At 58.0% G+C, this 17,078-nt stretch carries 16 protein-coding genes; 5 read left to right on the forward strand and 11 right to left on the reverse strand.

All coding sequences use genetic code 11. The features are described from left to right. Positions 1–222: 222 nt before the first annotated feature. From ACFQY0_RS09065 to ACFQY0_RS09075, 3 genes are all read right to left on the reverse strand, one after another. Positions 223–3,066: a DUF6493 family protein gene (locus ACFQY0_RS09065; protein ID WP_379711502.1), complete on the reverse strand. Its 2,844-nt coding sequence runs from the start codon at positions 3,064–3,066 to the stop codon at positions 223–225. After that, positions 3,063–4,406 carry an SWIM zinc finger family protein gene (locus tag ACFQY0_RS09070; RefSeq protein WP_379711504.1) on the reverse strand — a complete coding sequence of 448 codons (1,344 nt, stop codon included), beginning with the start codon at positions 4,404–4,406 and terminating at the stop codon, positions 3,063–3,065. Before ACFQY0_RS09070 ends, ACFQY0_RS09065 begins: the two co-directional genes overlap by 4 nt. A 253-nt stretch (positions 4,407–4,659) precedes the next feature. Then, positions 4,660–4,869: a hypothetical protein gene (locus ACFQY0_RS09075; RefSeq protein WP_379711506.1), complete on the reverse strand. Its 210-nt coding sequence runs from the start codon at positions 4,867–4,869 to the stop codon at positions 4,660–4,662. 136 nt (positions 4,870–5,005) lie between these two features. Between ACFQY0_RS09075 and ACFQY0_RS09080 the strand changes: the two genes are divergently transcribed. After that, positions 5,006–5,920 carry a glutaminase gene (locus ACFQY0_RS09080; RefSeq protein WP_379711508.1) on the forward strand — a complete coding sequence of 305 codons (915 nt, stop codon included), beginning with the start codon at positions 5,006–5,008 and terminating at the stop codon, positions 5,918–5,920. Between the two features lie 44 nt (positions 5,921–5,964). Here the strand turns inward: ACFQY0_RS09080 and ACFQY0_RS09085 are convergent, their stop codons facing one another. After that, positions 5,965–6,693 (reverse strand): hypothetical protein, encoded by a 729-nt coding sequence (locus tag ACFQY0_RS09085; RefSeq protein WP_379711510.1) that lies wholly within the window; start codon positions 6,691–6,693, stop codon positions 5,965–5,967. A 91-nt stretch (positions 6,694–6,784) separates the two neighbouring features. Between ACFQY0_RS09085 and ACFQY0_RS09090 the strand changes: the two genes are divergently transcribed. From ACFQY0_RS09090 to ACFQY0_RS09100, 3 genes are all read left to right on the forward strand, one after another. Continuing rightward, positions 6,785–7,486 carry a 3'-5' exonuclease gene (locus ACFQY0_RS09090; protein ID WP_379711511.1) on the forward strand — a complete coding sequence of 234 codons (702 nt, stop codon included), beginning with the start codon at positions 6,785–6,787 and terminating at the stop codon, positions 7,484–7,486. 139 nt (positions 7,487–7,625) lie between these two features. Next, a complete protein-coding gene (locus tag ACFQY0_RS09095; protein WP_379711513.1) occupies positions 7,626–8,633 on the forward strand; it encodes an NADP-dependent oxidoreductase in 1,008 nt (335 codons plus the stop codon). A gap of 22 nt (positions 8,634–8,655) precedes the next feature. Continuing rightward, a complete protein-coding gene (locus tag ACFQY0_RS09100) occupies positions 8,656–9,072 on the forward strand; it encodes a DoxX family protein (protein ID WP_379711515.1) in 417 nt (138 codons plus the stop codon). Positions 9,073–9,156: 84 nt separating this feature from the next. Here the strand turns inward: ACFQY0_RS09100 and ACFQY0_RS09105 are convergent, their stop codons facing one another. From ACFQY0_RS09105 to ACFQY0_RS09115, 3 genes are all read right to left on the reverse strand, one after another. Continuing rightward, a complete protein-coding gene (locus ACFQY0_RS09105; RefSeq protein WP_379711517.1) occupies positions 9,157–9,903 on the reverse strand; it encodes a type 1 glutamine amidotransferase domain-containing protein in 747 nt (248 codons plus the stop codon). Positions 9,904–10,173: 270 nt separating this feature from the next. Continuing rightward, on the reverse strand, positions 10,174–10,617 hold the full coding sequence (tnpA, locus tag ACFQY0_RS09110) for an IS200/IS605 family transposase (protein ID WP_465262158.1): 444 nt from the start codon (positions 10,615–10,617) through the stop codon (positions 10,174–10,176). 481 nt (positions 10,618–11,098) lie between these two features. Continuing rightward, on the reverse strand, positions 11,099–11,995 hold the full coding sequence (locus ACFQY0_RS09115; protein ID WP_379711521.1) for a PPK2 family polyphosphate kinase: 897 nt from the start codon (positions 11,993–11,995) through the stop codon (positions 11,099–11,101). Positions 11,996–12,177: 182 nt separating this feature from the next. On the opposite strand from ACFQY0_RS09115, the gene ACFQY0_RS09120 reads away from it, so the two are divergent. Continuing rightward, the gene (locus tag ACFQY0_RS09120; RefSeq protein ID WP_379711523.1) at positions 12,178–13,263 is read left to right on the forward strand and encodes an alpha/beta hydrolase family protein; all 1,086 of its coding nucleotides are present in this window, start codon (positions 12,178–12,180) and stop codon (positions 13,261–13,263) included. A gap of 363 nt (positions 13,264–13,626) precedes the next feature. Here ACFQY0_RS09120 and ACFQY0_RS09125 read toward each other — a convergent pair whose 3' ends face one another. The 4 genes from ACFQY0_RS09125 to ACFQY0_RS09140 form a co-directional block, all read right to left on the reverse strand. Next, entirely contained in the window at positions 13,627–14,937 is a 1,311-nt protein-coding gene (locus ACFQY0_RS09125; RefSeq protein ID WP_379711525.1) for an MvaI/BcnI family restriction endonuclease, read from the reverse strand. Positions 14,938–14,940: 3 nt separating this feature from the next. Further along, the gene (gene dcm, locus ACFQY0_RS09130; protein WP_379712270.1) at positions 14,941–16,056 is read right to left on the reverse strand and encodes a DNA (cytosine-5-)-methyltransferase; all 1,116 of its coding nucleotides are present in this window, start codon (positions 16,054–16,056) and stop codon (positions 14,941–14,943) included. A gap of 140 nt (positions 16,057–16,196) precedes the next feature. Further along, a complete protein-coding gene (locus ACFQY0_RS09135) occupies positions 16,197–16,424 on the reverse strand; it encodes a helix-turn-helix domain-containing protein (RefSeq protein ID WP_379711527.1) in 228 nt (75 codons plus the stop codon). A gap of 140 nt (positions 16,425–16,564) precedes the next feature. After that, the gene (locus ACFQY0_RS09140; protein WP_379711529.1) at positions 16,565–16,993 is read right to left on the reverse strand and encodes a very short patch repair endonuclease; all 429 of its coding nucleotides are present in this window, start codon (positions 16,991–16,993) and stop codon (positions 16,565–16,567) included. Positions 16,994–17,078 lie beyond the last annotated feature (85 nt).

Genomic DNA, 17,078 nt, shown 5'->3' on the forward strand with positions numbered 1-17,078 from the left:
GGTTGCCGCAAGGCGAGCACCACCACCGCGATGACCACGCTCAAACCCATTCCGAAGGCCGCAGCGAGAATGGCGGTGGGAGAAAATCGAGTCGGGTGGGAAGCAGCAGTGGTCGGCATCGGAAGACCCCCCAAACTTCAGTCAGCCTCACCGGAATGAAAGATTTTCCTGCGTCTCTCCCCATCGTTGCGAGTACACCGACCAACGCAGCGGGATCATGGGCTATGAAGGTTTCTTAGCACAGGAAGTCTTCGCAATTTTGTTAGCGATGGTTTTGGCTTTTCCTTTCAGCCTGCCGTTCCAAATCGAGTTGAGATCGAGAGATTCCGGAGGGGGGCTGTTGACCAAAAGGTCGAGGAGGAGTTCCAGCAGGCTCGGGAAGCCTTTTGGGGGACGCTCAAAAGGTCGATTGAGACCAACGAGGAGAATGTCACGAACCTGACGCTGGAGCAAGGGGCCCTGGTTGCTGATTTCACGGAGGCAGGGAACAAGGCGGCTGAGCAGGGTGAAGGGCATCTCTTCGGGAGTGGCTGCGTCCATGAGGGAGCTGAAAAGGCGACCAAGGCCGGGAAGAGCGGGTTCCAGGCGGCCGTCGTTGCTTGCCTGGATGAAGAGGTCGACGCCAGCCTCGCGCTCAGCCTTGCCCGGACTGGTGAGTAGGGCGAGCAGGTGAAGCTGCATGGTGAAGCGGAGTGGCAGATGCCGGGCTCCAAGTTCCTGGACGATCGCGGCCGAGGCATTGATCGCGGTTCTCTCCGTGAGGGAAGCTCCGAAGGTCGTGAACTGGATATCTTGCGCGACGACGGCATCGAGCGCGCTGGGGGTAAAGCTGTAGCGCCAGCGGAGGTCGCTTCCCCAGCGGCCGTAGGTGTCGGGAAGGATCTCGCCGTGTTGAAGCGGATAAATATGGTCGGGAGGGATTGACCGGGCGAGTTGGGGTTGGAGTGGATTCTCCAGATCCCCCCATCGATAGCTCTCCAAGGGAAGTTCGCGGTATCGTGCCGGCTTGACCCAGTCCGGCATGTCTTCGGTATCATGGGAGGCGAAGGCGGGGTCCTTGGAGAAGTCGCCCAAGGGGTCCCGGGTTCGAGCTGCAGCGAGCCACCAGGCAGGTGTGGTGATTTCTCCATCGATCGTTCCGCCAAGCAGGAAACGAAGCACCCTCGATGCCTCGTCCTTGCCGTCTGGAAGGGATGGGTTCTTTTGGTCCGACGCGTCGATGTGGCAGCGTGCGATCGCCTGGATGAAATCGTAGTGGAGGATTGGATCGCCGTCTTCGATTCGTTTCTCCAAGCGTTTGAGGAGCGTCGAGGGGGAGATGAAGCCAAGCGAGAACTCAGGGGTGGAGAGGAGCGGGGCGCTGCCTCCCTTGCGAACGAAACTCAGCAGCTCCCCGAGTCGTGCGCCGGCGAAGTTCATCGCCGCGAGGAATTTACGTTCCCCGTAGTAGCCGGTTTTGGCTGGTGTATCTGCCGGCAAGTCCGGGTCCGGGATCCAGCCTCGGAATTCATCGGGGTCGGTACCGAAGGCAATGACGAAGTGACAAACGAAGAGCAGGGAACTCGGATAGAAAGAGCCATCTTCGTTGACGGCCTGGTCAAACTTGAGGGCTCGCTTCTGAAGCGGGGCGAAGTCCTTGACGAGTTGCTCGAGATGATTGGCGGCGTACCGGGAGACACCATCGAGAAAGAGCTCCAGCTTCATCGGATCGAGATCGCGGTCAATCAGTTCGTTGGCGACGAAAGCAAGGTCATCGACTGATTTCAGCGGTTCGAGAGGTTGCCCGATTGGGATGGATCCAGGCGGCGGGCTGGCAACGGGTTCGGAAGTGCTTTCCTCCTTCTTCTTGATCCAGGGTTCAAACTGCTTTCTCAGAGCGGGAAGGATCTGGTCTGCGTAGGGTTGGAGGGAGTCACAAAATGGCTCTTTTTGAGATTCGGGGATGAGCTTGAGAAGCGGAAGGAGGGCTTTCTGAACCTTTGCGTTCTGAACCATCAACACGTGTGGGATGACCTGATCGAGTTGGTCGATGGCTTTGGAGTGGTGGCTCAGCGCCTTTTCAAAGAGAGCGAGAAGTTCCAGCAGCAGTGGGTTCGATGGCTGCTGGAGCGCTGTGGGAGCCTGCTCCATCAATTCACGGGCGTCGTAGCCCTGCTGGTCTGCGAGGTCGGCAAGCTGTTTGATCGCGAAACGGACGACGGCTTTGTGGGGCGAGGCAAGGAGGCCGTGATAGAGCTGCTGGTTGGCGAGCTGGAGATCCCGACCAGGGTCGAGTTGGTCGTGGGCATCGATCAGGTCTCGCGCCTCGAGCTCCCGCTGACAATCCATCAACGCATCCGTGGTTGTCTGGAGAATTACCTGGAGATCGAAGTGCCCCGCTTTGCAGAGTTCGGAGACAAGAGAGAGGAGGGAGATTTTTTCCTGCTCGTCTTGATCGGTGAAGAAGATCGGGGATATCGGAGTGGCCTGGTCCCAACGGTGGCCGTCCTTCTGACCTAGGCGCTGAATCCCAATGACGAGGTCGTGAGTGATTAGCTGGGGGTTGTTGATTAGTCCCTGTTTCGCATCGTCGACTCGTCGGCCATGGCGGCACAGGATCCCGCCGCTGATGTCGGCGTAGTATCGATGATCCGCAGGCGGCGGGGGAATCACGCCGGCATCGATGTAGGTTCTTACGAAGTCGAAGCAGGATTCCCATTCGGAAACGGTCGCGACGCGCTTCTCAATAAATTTTTGAAACCAGGCGGGCTTCGTCGTCATCAGGAAGTCCAGAACCTCTGGCTGAATGAGGGTGTCATCTCCGACAGGGAACTTCGCGGGAACTGTTTTACGGGACGAATGGCCAACGATTCTTGCGACGGAGAAAATCTCGAGTTTCCTTTTGAGTTCGTCGGCACCCGCCTTGCGTGCCTCAAGAAGCAAGGCGTTGTGCTGATCGATGAGTTCGCTACTCGCAGGGTTCAGGTGATCCAACAAGTTAGAGTGATCTGCCTTGTCGAGGCTCTTCAGGATTTCGAGAGCGTCGGCAAGCGAAGGGGCGGCAAGAGCGTCATCTAAGGCTTTCATTGAGAAACACGGGTAGCGAGTTGGAGGGCGAGGATGTGGGAGCACGGGCCGCGTGAGAGGCCGAATTTCCCGAACCAGAAACAGGTGCAGCGACCCGCTCCTGCGTCGATGGCGACGTGATGCGAGGTCTTCTCGTCGATCTGGATTTCTCCGCGACTGCGGTCGGGTGAATGACTCTCCACGCGGACCGCTCCAGCTCTTAGCCAGGACTCCGCTTTCGCCAGACGCGGATTGCTCTTCTGGATCAGGGCTTGATGGGCGGGAAGGAGGCGACGGAACCAGCGCTGGTCGAGGTGGTCGAAGCCGAGCTGTCCCTGACTGGCGAGTGATGCCAGCGACGTTCGCGCGGCGGGCAGGGAGACATTGAGTTGAATGGCGGCGTCTTCGGCATCGAAGCCGCTCTCGAACTGGTCGAGGAGCGCTTGGTCCAAATCGGGATCGCTTTCCCGGGCGAGGTCGTCCAGTGCGGCCCCTTCTCCTGAGAAGCCACGCCAGACTTCGGGGGAGAGAGCAAGCGTCAGCCGCAGGTCATCGAAGTGGAGGGTCCACAGCGTCAGGTTCCGCTCGGGTGTTGTCGAGATGCTCAGGCGTTTGACGGCCGGCAAAAGCTCCTGGAGGACCAGCAGGCGCTTGGCTCCGGTGAGCTGGATGGCGTCGGGCGATGGAACGCGGCCGATTCGGGCTCCCCGGGGGCCTAGCTGGAGCCAATGGCTGTCCCGTCCATTGCCGGTGCGGGGGAGCTGTCGAAAGAGTTCGAGCGTTTGCCGTCCGTTGAGTTCGCAGACGGATTCGCTACGCGAGCTGATGACGGGGATGGATGCCAGGCCTCTCAGCCAGCTGATCGGGAGGTCGACCTTGTGCTCGACGAGGGCTTCGTCTCCATGGATCAGGGTGAACGCCATTTCGTCGACACTGAGGCTCATCGCATCCTGACTGCGGATGTGGGTCAGCGCCGAGCGCATGGCTTGGTTGAAGTCGACGTTGGTAGCGCCTGCGGATTGGTGGACGACATCGACGGCGCCGGGGAGCAGGTCGACGCGCACGTAGAGCGAGCGGCAGCCGGAGAAGCCTTCGAAGCGAAGTAGCGAGTCGCCTGAAGTGACGATCGGATCAAGCATCCGGCGGCGGGCCTCGGCGAGGGCGGCGGCATCGAACCAGCGTTCGCCGACGGCCCGGCTGAGACAGGTCAGGGCGCGGGCGGTAAGGCGCGGTTGGCGAACTTGGCCTTGGAAAAATGGCTGATTCAAACCTCCAAGCGCTGCGGAGAGCGCGAGCTTTGGCGTGGTGGACGAGGCATCCAGAGCGGATGGGGCACGATACTGGAGGGTGACGTTTGGCATGGAGAAGCTTGGCCCTGCCGAGGTGGGGAACAAGGATTCCGTCCTCTTCGGACCACTATCGATTGTCCCAACAGCGCGAGAGTTTCAAGCCGGGAATCGTAGTATGCAGGTCGATCTCGTTTAGTTTCCTCGCATTGTTCTGCGTCGGCTTGATCCTGACAGCGCAAACACATCCGACCCCGACCCCGACCCCGTCGCCACGCTGACGCCTTCAAACGACCGTAGTAAAGAAAGCTGCCCCATCGCCACTCCTTCAGCACCTTCCCTGTCGTTCCTCCAGCTCGGGACCTTGCACCAGCACACTCTCCCCATTTGCCGAGGGCACAAAGCTCAGGCCGATCGAGGGTTGCCGCAAGGCGAGCACCACCACCGCGATGACCACGCTCAAACCCATTCCGAAGGCCGCAGCGAGAATGGCGGTGGGAGAAAATCGAGTCGGGTGGGAAGCAGCAGTGGTCGGCATCGGAAGACTCCCCAAACTTCAGTCAGCCTCACCGGAATGAAAGATTTTCCTGCGTCTCATCCTCTCCTGCTCCAGTGCCGACCTATGCCAGCGATAAAGACTTTCCCTCGGGCGCCTTCAGAACGAGCCTGACCTCATGCCCGACTACCCGTCCATCCTCCAGAGCATCCACGGAGAGATTCTTGCCGAGAGACCGGAAGGAAAGCTCGCCACCTACATCCCGGGGCTCGCCAAGGTGGCGCCGGACCAATTTGGCATCTGCCTGCACACCGCCTCCGGCGAAGACTTCCTCGCCGGTGATAGTGAGGTTCCCTTTTCCATCCAGAGCATCACCAAAGTCCTGCTGCTCGCGATGCTCGCTTCCACCGAAGGCGACTCCATCTGGCAACGCGTTGGAGTCGAACCCTCCGGCAACCCCTTCAATTCGCTCGTCCAGCTCGAGTATGAAAAAGGCATTCCCAGGAATCCCTTCATCAATGCCGGTGCCTTGGTCGTCTGCGATCTGCTCCTCGGTCTCTACGACGATCCCGAATCCAACTTCCTCAAGTTCGTCCAGCGGATCTCCGGCATTCCGGAAATCCACTACGACCGATCCGTCGCGAAGTCCGAGCGCGAGGTCGCCTACCGGAATCTCGCCTTGCTGAACCTGATGAAGGACTTCGGAAACATCCACCAAGACGTCGATGCCATCATCCGCTTTTACTGCACGGCCTGCTCCATCTCGATGTCGTGTCGGCACCTCGCGCGCACCTTCGCGCTCTTCATGAACCACGGAATTCTCGATGGCGGCGAGGAGATCCTCAGCATCAACAAAGCCAAGCGAATCAATGCCCTGATGCAGACCTGCGGGTTCTACGATGAGTCCGGCGAGTTTGCCTTCCGTGTCGGCCTGCCCGGAAAGAGCGGCGTCGGAGGTGGCATCGCCGCCGTCCACCCCGGCCGCTACAGCGTCGCCGTCTGGAGTCCGCCCCTGAACCCCAAAGGAAACTCCGCCGCCGGACTACGCGCCCTGGAACGCCTCACCGACCTAACAGGAAACTCGATCTTTTAGGCCATCAGTCGGCCCTCTAACAACTCCAACCAACAACCGAACCCTCACTCCACCACCCGGCATTTCGCCACGACCTCTTTCCAGGAAAAGTCTTCCCGCAGCATCCTCGCGAGCCAGGGGTCGACGGCGGGCAACTTGTCTGCAGCCGCGAATCGCTCCGGCCGCGTGATGCGGGTGAAGAGCACCCGTTTGCAATCGCTGCGTGGCACCGATTTCGTGCCATAGCCACCGGGCTGATTGCTCGACCAGAATCGCACGCTCTTCGCATCGTGCCCGAGATAGACGACGAGATGTCCCCGCTCGCGGCCACCAATCTTGTCGGTCCACCAGATCTTGAGAAAGTCACCCGGCTGCGCCTCGTCCCATGAGGTGAAATTCCGGCCCGCAGCCAGGTCCGCGACAAGCTTCGCCGATCCAGGGCCATTCGAATTCCAGCGGCCGAACACCCCATGCCCGTCCTGCTGATCAATTTCCGGGAGTAGGGCGTCCGAGCCGCTCCCCAGGGCTTCTAACAAAACCAGATAGGTCGCCCCCGAACAAAAACTCGGCTTGGCGCGATTGGCTTCCACCTGAAATCTTCCGTCTGTTAGATTGCAGGCGCCATGCAGCAGATTCTTGGTCGCATCGCTGCCATCATAGCCACCGCCGCCCGGCATCGTACGGATTGCCGCGAGGACCTTCGAGTTGAATCCCGAAGCTTCGCCAGCCGCCATGTTCGCGCACCCGGCGAGTCCCATGGCGACCAGAATGGCGCAGAAAAGTCGAATCAGCATGGCGCATTCAAACCCGGCTTCTCCCAAAGTCGAGCATACGGAGTTTGCAGGTCGGCACGGGTTCCACCATGATCCGGCCCAGAAAAACCTGATGAGTACCCCCGAACCCCACCGAAGACGACAGAGAGGCCCCGCCTCCACTCCCTCAAGAACTCCCTCCACTCGACGTGAAAAGTCCGGCCAGGCGGACAGACTCATCGCGCCTACCAAAGCTGAGACCGCCCAACTCCCCCCCTTCGCCGGGCTTCCCCTTTCACAGATCCACGTCCCTGTGAGCCATGCCGAATGCCGAAGCGCCGTCGACGAAATCCTTGCCGCAGGGACCGCCGGCTTCGACACCGAGGCCCGACCCACTTTCCGTGTCGGTCAGAAAAGCGACGGCCCCCACGTCGTCCAGTTCGCCCTCACGGACAAGGCCTTCATCTTCCAGCTTCATCACCATGAGTGCGAACAGGCTTCCGCCGAACTCATCGCCTCCAAGCAACTCCTCAAGGTCGGCTTCGGTTTGAAGAACGACCACGGACAGATCCGCGACCGGCTCGGCATCACCCTCCACCACGTCCTTGATCTCGATCAGGTCTTCCGCAAGCAGGGATACCGCGGACAGATCGGCGTGCGGGGAGCCATCGGCGTGCTGCTCAAGCAGGGTTTCAAGAAATCCAAGTCCGTCACCACCAGCAACTGGTCGCTCCCCAAGCTCAGCCCCGCCCAGCTCCTCTACGCCGCCAACGACGCCTACGCCGCCCTGAAAATCATGGAGGCTCTCCAAAAAGAAGGCCTGCTCGAGAGCTGAGCCCCACCAGACAACGAAGCTCACCCCGGCCGTCGTAGCCTTGGTAAAGGAGGCAAGTCCGTCTCTCCATCTTCCCCGCTCTCCATCGGACCCGATCATCGGGTTTGCGGAAACGGAATTCCTGTTCCTAGTTCACCGCATGTCCACAGACACCAGCCGCGAAGTCCGCCTCAAGTCCCGCCCCTCAGGAATGCCCACCAAGTCCAACTTCGAAGTGGTCGAAGTCGACATCCCCCAACCCGGCGATGGCGAGTTCCTCGTGAAGAATGAGTGGATGTCGGTCGATCCCTACATGCGCGGCCGCATGCGCGAGGGTGAAAGTTACGTCCCTCCCTTTGCCCTCGGAAAAGTCATGGACGGCGGATGCGTCGGGCGGGTCGTCGAATCCCATCATCCGGACTTTTCAGAAGGCGATTACGTCCTCGGAAGCGCCGGCTGGCGCGACCACTGGGTCAGCCAGGGCGAAGGCGTGAGAAAGATCGACGTCAGCAAGGTCCCAGCCAGCAGCTATCTCAGCGTGCTCGGACTCACCGGCATGACCGCCTACGTCGGCTTGCTGAAAATCGGAGCACTCAAGGATGGCGAGACCGTCTTCGTCTCCGCAGCGTCCGGAGCCGTCGGATCGATCGTCTGCCAGATTGCCAAAATCAAGGGCTGCCGGGTCATCGCCAGCAGCGGCTCCGACGAAAAAATCGCGTGGCTCAAGGACAAGGCCGGAGTCGACGCCGCCATCAACTACCGGAATGTCGATAGCATCTCGGGCGCGCTTGAAGAGCTCTGCCCGGACGGCATCGACGTCTACTTCGACAACGTCGGCGGCGACCATCTGGAGGGCGCCATCGATCACATGAACGACTTCGGCCGCATCGCCTGCTGCGGCATGATCTCCGGCTACAATGACGAGCATCCCGAGCCCGGCCCGGCCAACCTTTTCAAGATCATCGGCAAACGCTTGCGCATGCAGGGCTTCATCGTGCGCGACCACCAGGATCAGGAAGAGAACTTTGCTCGCGAGATGAGCGAATGGATCCAGGCTGGCGACATCGTCTGGGAGGAAACCGTCACCGAAGGACTCGAGAACTCCCCCGATGCCTTCATCTCGCTTTTTGAAGGCGACAAGATGGGCAAGGCACTGGTGACGATCTAACAGCTCAAACCCGTACCAATCCATGAAACACGCATCGAACTCACTGCTCGCTTACTGGGGACTCCGCTTTGCTTTCGGACTGAGCTTTCTCGTCCACGGCGGCGTGCGACTTCCCAAGCTGCAGGCCTTCGCCAAGGGCATGTCCGCGCAGTTCCAGGAAACCTTCCTCGCCGGACTGCCCTCGCTGGCGATGGCCTACGTGATCCCGATCGCCGAGGTCTGCATCGCCCTCAGCATTCTGGCAGGTGGAAAATTCATCCGCTGGGGTGCCTTCGCCGGCTGCGTCCTGATGGGCGTTCTCATGACCGGCACCAGCCTGCTGGAAAAATGGGACTTGCTCCCCTCCCAGCTCATCCACCTGCTTGTCTTCTACCTCATCCTCCACAACCCGCACACGCCCGGAGCGGGCAGGCTGGAGGCGACCTCAAAAGCATCCTAACCGACGAACAATCGACAGGCCTGGCGGGAGCATTGCCAGGCCTGTTAGCATTGCCAGGCCTGTTAGATCGCCGGGTCATTTGGATCAATCACCCAGCGCCTCGACAAACAGCTCGCCTGCCTTCTTCGCCGATGCGGGATTCTGACCGGTGACGAGTCGTCCGTCGCGCAGCGCATTCTCACTGAAAGGGGCTGCCGTCTGGACCTTTGCTCCCATGTCTTCGAAGGCGGTCTGCAGCATGAAAGGCACCACCTTTGAGAGCTCGACCTTGTCCTCTTCTTCGTTGGTGAAGACCGCCACCTTTTTGCCGGAAACCAGCAGGCTGCCATCCGGTAGTTTGAGGTTCACCAGCGCTGCCGGTCCGTGGCACACCGCGCCCACCACGCCGCCGCGCGAATAGATCGAGGCCGTCACGGCGCGCAACTCAGCCGATGCCCGGAAGTCCCACATCGTCCCATGGCCGCCCGCAAAGAAGATCCCGCCAAATTCGCCCGGTTTCACTTCGGAAAGTGCCATTGTTTTGGCCACCCCCGGCCTGTCTTCATCGCCATTGCCAAAGGCCTTCCAGAAGGCCTCGTTCGCAGCGTCGTCGAGCTTCAGGCTCTTCGGATCCAGCGGCGCGAAGCCGCCTTTCGGGCTGGCGAGCGTCACCTCATAGCCCGCCTCGGTGAAGACCTCGTGCGGATGGGCGGCCTCGGAGAGGAAAAAGCCCGTCTTTTTCCCCGTCTCGCCAAGCTCCCCATGATTCGTCAGCACGAGCAGCAGCGGTTTTTTCTCCTCGGCAAAGAGTGCCAGAGCCATCGCGAAAAATGCCGTTATGATTGCCTTCATCCCTCGTCGCTAGCCTTGGTCCAGCTCATTGCAAGGGAAAATCCGATTCCCCCTCAACCTCGATCCAGTCGACCTCCCACCCCCACCATCCCGGAGGGATGCCAGCCCTTAGCCGGTGGTTGAGCAAAGCGACACCACCGGAACCCAACACCCCACCCACCCCACATCCCGGCAGGGATGCCAGCCATTAGCCGGTGGTCGAGCGAAGCGACACCACCGGACCCCAACACCCCGCCCCACCCCGCATCCCGGAGGGATGCCATCACCCACTCAATCCAGATACTCCGGATCATACGACACCCCGGATTTCTCCAGAAATTCCACCAACTCCTCCCGAAACGACTTCGTCCGATGATGTTCCTCCTGATTCGCAATGTAGCGTTTCACCGCTTCCCGCGCCGAGGCACTCACCGTGAAGGCCGCATAACCCTCCTGCCATTGAAAACCCGGAAACCTTGAGTCTTTCACCCAGGCCGACGACGCCTTCTTCAGTTCCCGCATGAAATCCGACAAACAATTCGTCGGCTTCAGCGAAACCAGCAGGTGCACGTGATCCGCCACCCCACCGATTCCCTCCGGCTGGCCATCGAGCCCTCTAACAACACCCCCCATGTAGGAATGCAACTCGTCCCGCCACCCCTCTCCGATCCACGGTTCCCGGTGCTTCGTTGAAAAAACGAGATGGTAATGAAGACAAGTGTAGGTCGATGGCATGGCGCGGCTCGGCTGGCACCCCTGCCGGGGTGCGGGTTTCATGGGGGAACGATCGGTCCGGTGGTGTCGCTACGCTCAACCACCGGCTACAAAATGCGAAGCCTCCGGCTTCATGGGAAGAACAATGCTCCCGCCAATCCATGATCCCCACCCCAGGACCTCTCCTCATCCGCATCCCGGCAGGGATGCCAGCCCATAGCCGGTGGTTGAGCGGAGCGACACCACCGGACCCCAACACCCCGCCCACCCCGCATCCCGGCAGGGATGCCAGCCCATAGCCGGTGGTCGAGCGAAGCGACACCACCGGACCCCAACACCCCGCCCACCCCGCATCCCGGCAGGGATGCCATCCATTAGCCGGTGGTTGAGCAAAGCGACACCACCGGACCCCAACACCCCACCTCACCCGCATCCCGGAGGGATGCCAGCCCTTAGCCGGTGGTCGAGCGCACCCACACCACCGGAAACCTACCACCGACCCTCACTCCTCCAAGGCCTTGCGCCACTCCTCGCGCTTGGCTTCCTGTTCCTCGCTCGGCTTCGGCGGCTCGAGCCCCAGCTCGCCGATCCGCTGTGCGATGATATCCGCGATCGCCGCCCGCGCATACCACTTGTGATCGGCCGGGATCACATACCACGGCGCCGCCTCGCTGCTCGTCGCCGTGAGCATCTCCTCATACACCTTCTGATACTCGTCCCAGTAGCCACGCTCCTTCAGGTCGGCCCCCGAGAACTTCCACAGCTTCCCCGGCTCATTGAGCCGATCGAGAAATCGCTCACGCTGCTCATCCTTGGAAACATTGAGGAAGAACTTGATCACCGTGATGTCGTTGTCCGCCAGATGCTGCTCGAAACGATGGATCTCCTCAAAGCGCGCCTTCCACAACTTCTCCAAGGGCTTGCCCTTCAACCGCGAGGGAATCACCTGCGCATCGAGAAACTCCGGATGCACCCGCACCACCAGCACCTCCTCGTAGTAGGAGCGGTTGAAGATCGCGATCCGCCCGCGGGCCGGCAGATGCTGCATCGGCCGCCAGAGGAAATGGTGCTTCAGCTCCTCACTGTTCGGAGCCTTGAAGGACGTCACATCCACTCCCTGCGGATTCACGCCCGACATCACATGCTTGATCGAGCCATCCTTACCCGCCGCATCCAGCGCCTGAAAGATGATCAGCACCGACCTCGTGCCATTGGCCCACAGCAGCTCCTGGGCTCCCGCCAGTGCCGAAATATCGTCGCCCAGCGCCTTCCTGCCGGCCTGCTTTCCCTTCAGCCCTCCCGTGTCCCCCGGATCGCGATCCGCAAGGCGAAACTTCTTTCCCGGCTCGACCTTGAATGCCCCCTCTTTGAACGCATGTTGTTTGTTCTCCTTGCCCATGATTCACCACCCTAGCAGTTCTGCGCTCGGAGACCATGAGAAACGGGAACCCGGATCAGGGCAATCAGGCCCCGGGAGAAGTACCGGCCCAGGTAGGATCGCATCATCAGGATAAAGGCTGACGCATCCTCCCGGAAATATTTCTTTAACACACCCCTTAACTCCCTACATTTTCCATCCTCATGATGATAAAGATCGGAGTTTCCACACTGATATTGCTCGCGACCTCTTCTCTCGCCGGAGCCCGCCCATGGACCGATACCCAAGGACGGGTCATCGAGGCGGAATTTGTCTCGAGTGACGGCAAGTCGGTGGTCATCGCCAAGGGAGGAAAGGAATTCACCCTGCCCATCGAACGCCTATCGGAAGCCGATCAGAAATGGCTGGCGGAACAAAGCGCCGCTGGCTCGGAGGAAGAGACCAAGGAAGGGACGCCGGAGGGTCAGGGGAAACAGACCGGTCTGATTTCCGATCACCCCGTGAGCGTCCTTTTCCGCAACAGCCCCGATGAGTGGGCCGAAGGCAAGGCCGCCTCGGCATGCAGCCGCGAGGAGAAATTCTCGACCCCGCTGGACAAGAAGAACCAGCAAGGATTCGAAGACTGCGTCTCCGCCCCCGACCAGCGCTGCATGGTCTACATCCCCGCCAGTTACGATGGAAGTGAAGCCTATGGTGTCTATCTCCATATCAGCCCCGGCAACGGCGGCTCGATCCCGAAGGAATATTACCCCATCTTCGACAAACTGAAGATCATCGCCGTCAGTGCCCACAGCACCTCGAACCAGCACGCCCACTGGGAACGGGTCTCACGCTCCATGAACGCCCTGGCCACCGTCCGGGCCGAGTGGAAAACCGATCCCAATCGGACCTACGTCGGCGGCCTCTCGGGTGGCGGTCACATGGCCTTTCTTACCCAGGCCCTGTTTTCCTCCGAATTCCGGGGAGCCATCAGCCACGCCGCCCAAAGCTACCCGCCCGGACCGAACTACAATGAAGGCGGCCACTTCGGACCCATTTCTCCCTCAGATTTTCGTCGTGGACGCCGCGCCCAGAACTACTGGCTGATCTTCATGGGGACCGAGGACAAACGCAACTACCCCGAGATCGCGAAAACGGAAGGCGATTGGAAAGCCCTGCCCGTGACCTATCGCTGCGTGGAGATCGAAGGCCACGGCCACAAGATCGCCCCACCGAAAGAGTTCGAGGAAGGCCTCGCCTGGCTCGAATCGAACCCCGACAACACCAAGGAGCCCAAAGGAAAGGACTAGCCCGCCTCCCCGCCGACCTCAACACCCCCACCCCACCTCGCATCCCGGCAGGGATGCCTGCCCTTAGCCGGTGGTCGAGCGCAGCGACACCACCGGACCTCGAACACCCCGCCCCACCTCGCACCCCGGCAGGGGTGCCAGATTGCGCGCCATCTAAAATCCTCATCCGCAACGCGCCGACTCACCCACCGCCAAAACAATTCGCGGCGAAGCTCACGGAAATGCCATTATCGAGCACCCACCCCCCCTTCAAGCCCCTTAACGCCCTCACCCAAGTCCCCGGCATCGGCGAAAAGACCCTCGAAAAGATCCGTCCGTTTTTGAAATTGAGCGAAAAGAAAAACCGTCCCTGCGTTTCTTAGATCATGCTTCTGACACAGAAACAGTTTCTACAGTCTCGTAGAGAGAGCTGATGTTTTTAGATGCTACACGGAATTGACTTCGGCGTTTAACCTTTGGTTTAGTCGATATATTTTCCAGCTTTATACCAGGATCATAGTAGACAACCCCTGCCGCTAGCGAAAAAAGCAGGCGCAATGGATCTGTACGCTGTGCAAGGCGAACTTGCGGCCCGTAGGCATAGTACCAATCTGAATCAATCTTCCGTATTGAAGGTACATAAACAGCCCTTGTATGTTTGGTAGACCAATGAGCCAATAGCCCACTAAAATCCCAAGAAGCGGCGACCTCTCCCGAAGGGGCGACCAGAGCCATCGAGCCAGAAGAATCCGAAATTTGATTTTTTCCGGAATCATACCCGATCAATGTAAGCGTCAATTCGGTCGACGCCTGAGGTATTCCTACCCGATGTATGCCTCCAAAATTTAGGCGATCTGGCTTCCCGTTCTTGTCGGGGTATCCAAACCTTCGAATAAATACTTCTACACCTTGGTCCTTGTAAACACCACCTGTTGGCTCAGGAGTCATCAACGTAATGGCAGCTCCTAAACTTCCAAATTTAGGCACAGAATGCTGCTTTACCTCCCATCCCAAAAAGTCTGGTTCACCAACGCTGTTTTTAGAAATGCCCAATTCAGCTTCCAATGTATAGCCGCCGCACTGTACAGCTCGGCACGGCTTAAAAACACCATGGGAGTCAAGCTGCTTAGATCGAATCCAACCGAGATTATTAATTCTTTCAAGCTCCTTCAGAAGAGTAGACCGTGAATCGAATTGCCCGGGAATACTCGGCAAATTCAGCTCAATGAAAACCCCAACTGTTGGCTCTACCGATTTCGATTGAAGTTCGCACGCGGCTTCTGAAGCCCGATCACCAACATAGCCGATAATTCGATTACCGGATGTTACAGCTAAAAATAAGATTCTTCCGGGCAACCTGCTTGCCATCAGAGCCGAAGGAGGAGCCGCGCAGCCCTTGAGGAAGCCAGAAAATCGAACTTCTGGATACTGTGGATAAAGAATTAGCTTTGCATTTGGTGCTACAACAACTTCACCATTATCTGTCAGCCAACCAAAGTCCAAGCTCGCCTTGAAAATTGGATTCTTCGAACCACTACTAGGTTCAATCCCGTTGTTCGGAAATAGGTTTAGCGCTTGAAAACCCGGACCAAAATAGACTTGGTTTTTCGAATTGTCATTCTCCGCTAGAGTCTTCGCAAAAAGCCTCGTAGCGCCCGCCCTCAGAAAGGCGTGTTTTAGTTCGTCTAGTCGCACACCCTATTTCTTCTTAGGTTTCTTGCGGTCATACTTTACAGGTGTCCGTTCTAAATCTTCATGTTGAGACCTAGGCCCGTCGTCTTTTTTTTCATGAAGAACCAAGTCAGGTTTGTAGTCGATTGGCCTTCTTAGGGCCTCGACAACGCTGGCCGCTATTCGCTCTACAACAGGAACAACAACCGAGTTTCCAAATTGCCGGTAAGCTTGCGTATCTGAAACTTCAATTTTGAAATCTTCAGGATAGCCCATTAATCGCGCACATTCTCGCGGTGTTAGCCTTCGAGGGTTTTTATTTTTTCCCTGTGAAATTAGAATTTCGGATCCGTCTTTATGATACCGAGCACTAAGTGTACGTGCCACTTCTGATCCTGTCCTGATACCAAATCCAAAACCATTTCCTGCCGCTTTATGTTTGGCTGCATAGTCTTGGAGATACTTCCAAAGATGGTCCGAAAGCGTATATTTTTCAGGTGGACTTTTTTGTAGAATACTTGCAAGTTTCGGACCTTCGCTTGGAAACTCCGGAAATTCAAAATGTCTAGGCTCGCGAAATCCAACTATGAAAATTCGTTCGCGATGTTGCGGGACCAAACTCTGCGCATCGATGACCTTGTGATAAACACGATACCCTAAAGCTTCTGTTAGGGTGTTAAAAATGATCTCAAAAGTTCGTCCTTTGTCGTGACTTTTAAGGTTCTTCACGTTCTCCAGAACAAACGCGGCTGGTCGGTGGTAATCAATGATCTCCGCCAACGTGAAAAAGAGGTTTCCTTGTTTTTCATCTTGGAAGCCGTGTTTTCTTCCGAGGCTTATCTTCTTCGAAACTCCTGCAATGCTGAATGGTTGGCATGGAAACCCAGCGCACAGAACATCGAATTTTGGGATGTCAGCAACTGCCACGGTATGAATATCACCAACCGGCTTTTCCCCAAAATTTGCCTCGTATGTCTGTTGGCTAAATTTATCCCAGTCACTAGAAAAAACACACTCACCCCCAGCTCGGTTAAACCCGATGCGAAAACCTCCAATCCCACAAAACAAGTCGATGAATTTCAGATCTTTTTCTGACTCTTTCGGTTGGTCGTCCTTTTTGCTAAACTTGTACTTTTTACCAATCTCTCTGACTTTATCTTCTTGAGCCTTCTTAGTTCGCTTTCGCGCAACGACTGGCTTATTCCCGTCGGGCTTCTTTGCGCTGCCCCCCTTCGCCTTCCCTTTCGCCTTAACCACCTTCTTCGTGGTTGCCTTTTTAGCGCTCACGCCTCCACCCCCTTGCAGATATCAGATGTCTTGACGCCGAGGGCTTTCGCGATTTTCGCAACGTTCCTTATTCCCGGGTTTCGGACCCCTCTTTCAATTCCGCTAATATAAGTCGGGTCGAGGCCGGCAAACTCAGCCAGTTTTTCCTGAGTAAGACGTTTCGAATCACGTGCTTCTCGAACATTCTTTCCGAATGCGCGAAGCAAAGGGTCGCTTTTGATCATGACTCATAGTCCATGCCGGAACTCCGGAATGGTCCATGGACGATCAGTCAAGTAGTGATACATCCTCCCCTGTCGTAATCTCGACCTCCGTCGACACCACGGAATCCAATCGAGACCTTAGCTACCTCGAAGGAAGAGGATTAACTGGCGATCAATCTCGGTAATCGCTGCTGCAGCCATATGCGGGCAGGGAGGCTTCTCGTGGCGCATTCCCAAATCGTGACGACGTGCCAGCCCATCTCCCTTATGGCATTCTCGTTGCGCAGATCCCTCGCACGGTTCCCCTCAATTTTGGCGGTCCACCATTCGGAACGGGTCTTTGGCAATCGGAAGAATTCACAATGTTCGTGCCCGTGCCAGAAACAACCATGGACAAAGATCACGGTCTCGAACTTCGGCAGCACGATGTCCGGTCGCCCGGGAAGCTGGCGGTTCTTCGGGCCGTTGACGGAGAAGCGGTAGCCGAGCCGATGGAGCATCGAGCGGACGATGCGTTCCGGCTTGGTGTCCCTTCCCCGGATGCGCGACATCACTTCACTGCGCTTCGCTGGAGTAAAGACGCCGGCCATGCGGGGGAAACCTTAAACTTCAAACTCGAAACTTCAAATGGGGTGTCGAGGGCTGCCTGAGGTAAATGGGGGTTTGGAGGATGGA

This window comes from Haloferula chungangensis (assembly GCF_042664875.1).
GTDB classification, from domain to species: domain Bacteria; phylum Verrucomicrobiota; class Verrucomicrobiia; order Verrucomicrobiales; family Akkermansiaceae; genus Haloferula; species Haloferula chungangensis.

What these genes read in the sequence shown, in the direction of transcription:
- ACFQY0_RS09065 (WP_379711502.1), bottom strand. Translation starts at nt 3,066, where the DNA reads ATGAAAGCCTTAGATGACGCTCTTGCCGCCCCTTCGCTTGCCGACGCT.
- ACFQY0_RS09070 (WP_379711504.1), bottom strand. Translation starts at nt 4,406, where the DNA reads ATGCCAAACGTCACCCTCCAGTATCGTGCCCCATCCGCTCTGGATGCC.
- ACFQY0_RS09075 (WP_379711506.1), bottom strand. Translation starts at nt 4,869, where the DNA reads ATGCCGACCACTGCTGCTTCCCACCCGACTCGATTTTCTCCCACCGCC.
- ACFQY0_RS09080 (WP_379711508.1), top strand. Translation starts at nt 5,006, where the DNA reads ATGCCCGACTACCCGTCCATCCTCCAGAGCATCCACGGAGAGATTCTT.
- ACFQY0_RS09085 (WP_379711510.1), bottom strand. Translation starts at nt 6,693, where the DNA reads ATGCTGATTCGACTTTTCTGCGCCATTCTGGTCGCCATGGGACTCGCC.
- ACFQY0_RS09090 (WP_379711511.1), top strand. Translation starts at nt 6,785, where the DNA reads ATGAGTACCCCCGAACCCCACCGAAGACGACAGAGAGGCCCCGCCTCC.
- ACFQY0_RS09095 (WP_379711513.1), top strand. Translation starts at nt 7,626, where the DNA reads ATGTCCACAGACACCAGCCGCGAAGTCCGCCTCAAGTCCCGCCCCTCA.
- ACFQY0_RS09100 (WP_379711515.1), top strand. Translation starts at nt 8,656, where the DNA reads ATGAAACACGCATCGAACTCACTGCTCGCTTACTGGGGACTCCGCTTT.
- ACFQY0_RS09105 (WP_379711517.1), bottom strand. Translation starts at nt 9,903, where the DNA reads ATGAAGGCAATCATAACGGCATTTTTCGCGATGGCTCTGGCACTCTTT.
- tnpA (WP_465262158.1), bottom strand. Translation starts at nt 10,617, where the DNA reads ATGCCATCGACCTACACTTGTCTTCATTACCATCTCGTTTTTTCAACG.
- ACFQY0_RS09115 (WP_379711521.1), bottom strand. Translation starts at nt 11,995, where the DNA reads ATGGGCAAGGAGAACAAACAACATGCGTTCAAAGAGGGGGCATTCAAG.
- ACFQY0_RS09120 (WP_379711523.1), top strand. Translation starts at nt 12,178, where the DNA reads ATGATGATAAAGATCGGAGTTTCCACACTGATATTGCTCGCGACCTCT.
- ACFQY0_RS09135 (WP_379711527.1), bottom strand. Translation starts at nt 16,424, where the DNA reads ATGATCAAAAGCGACCCTTTGCTTCGCGCATTCGGAAAGAATGTTCGA.
- ACFQY0_RS09140 (WP_379711529.1), bottom strand. Translation starts at nt 16,993, where the DNA reads ATGGCCGGCGTCTTTACTCCAGCGAAGCGCAGTGAAGTGATGTCGCGC.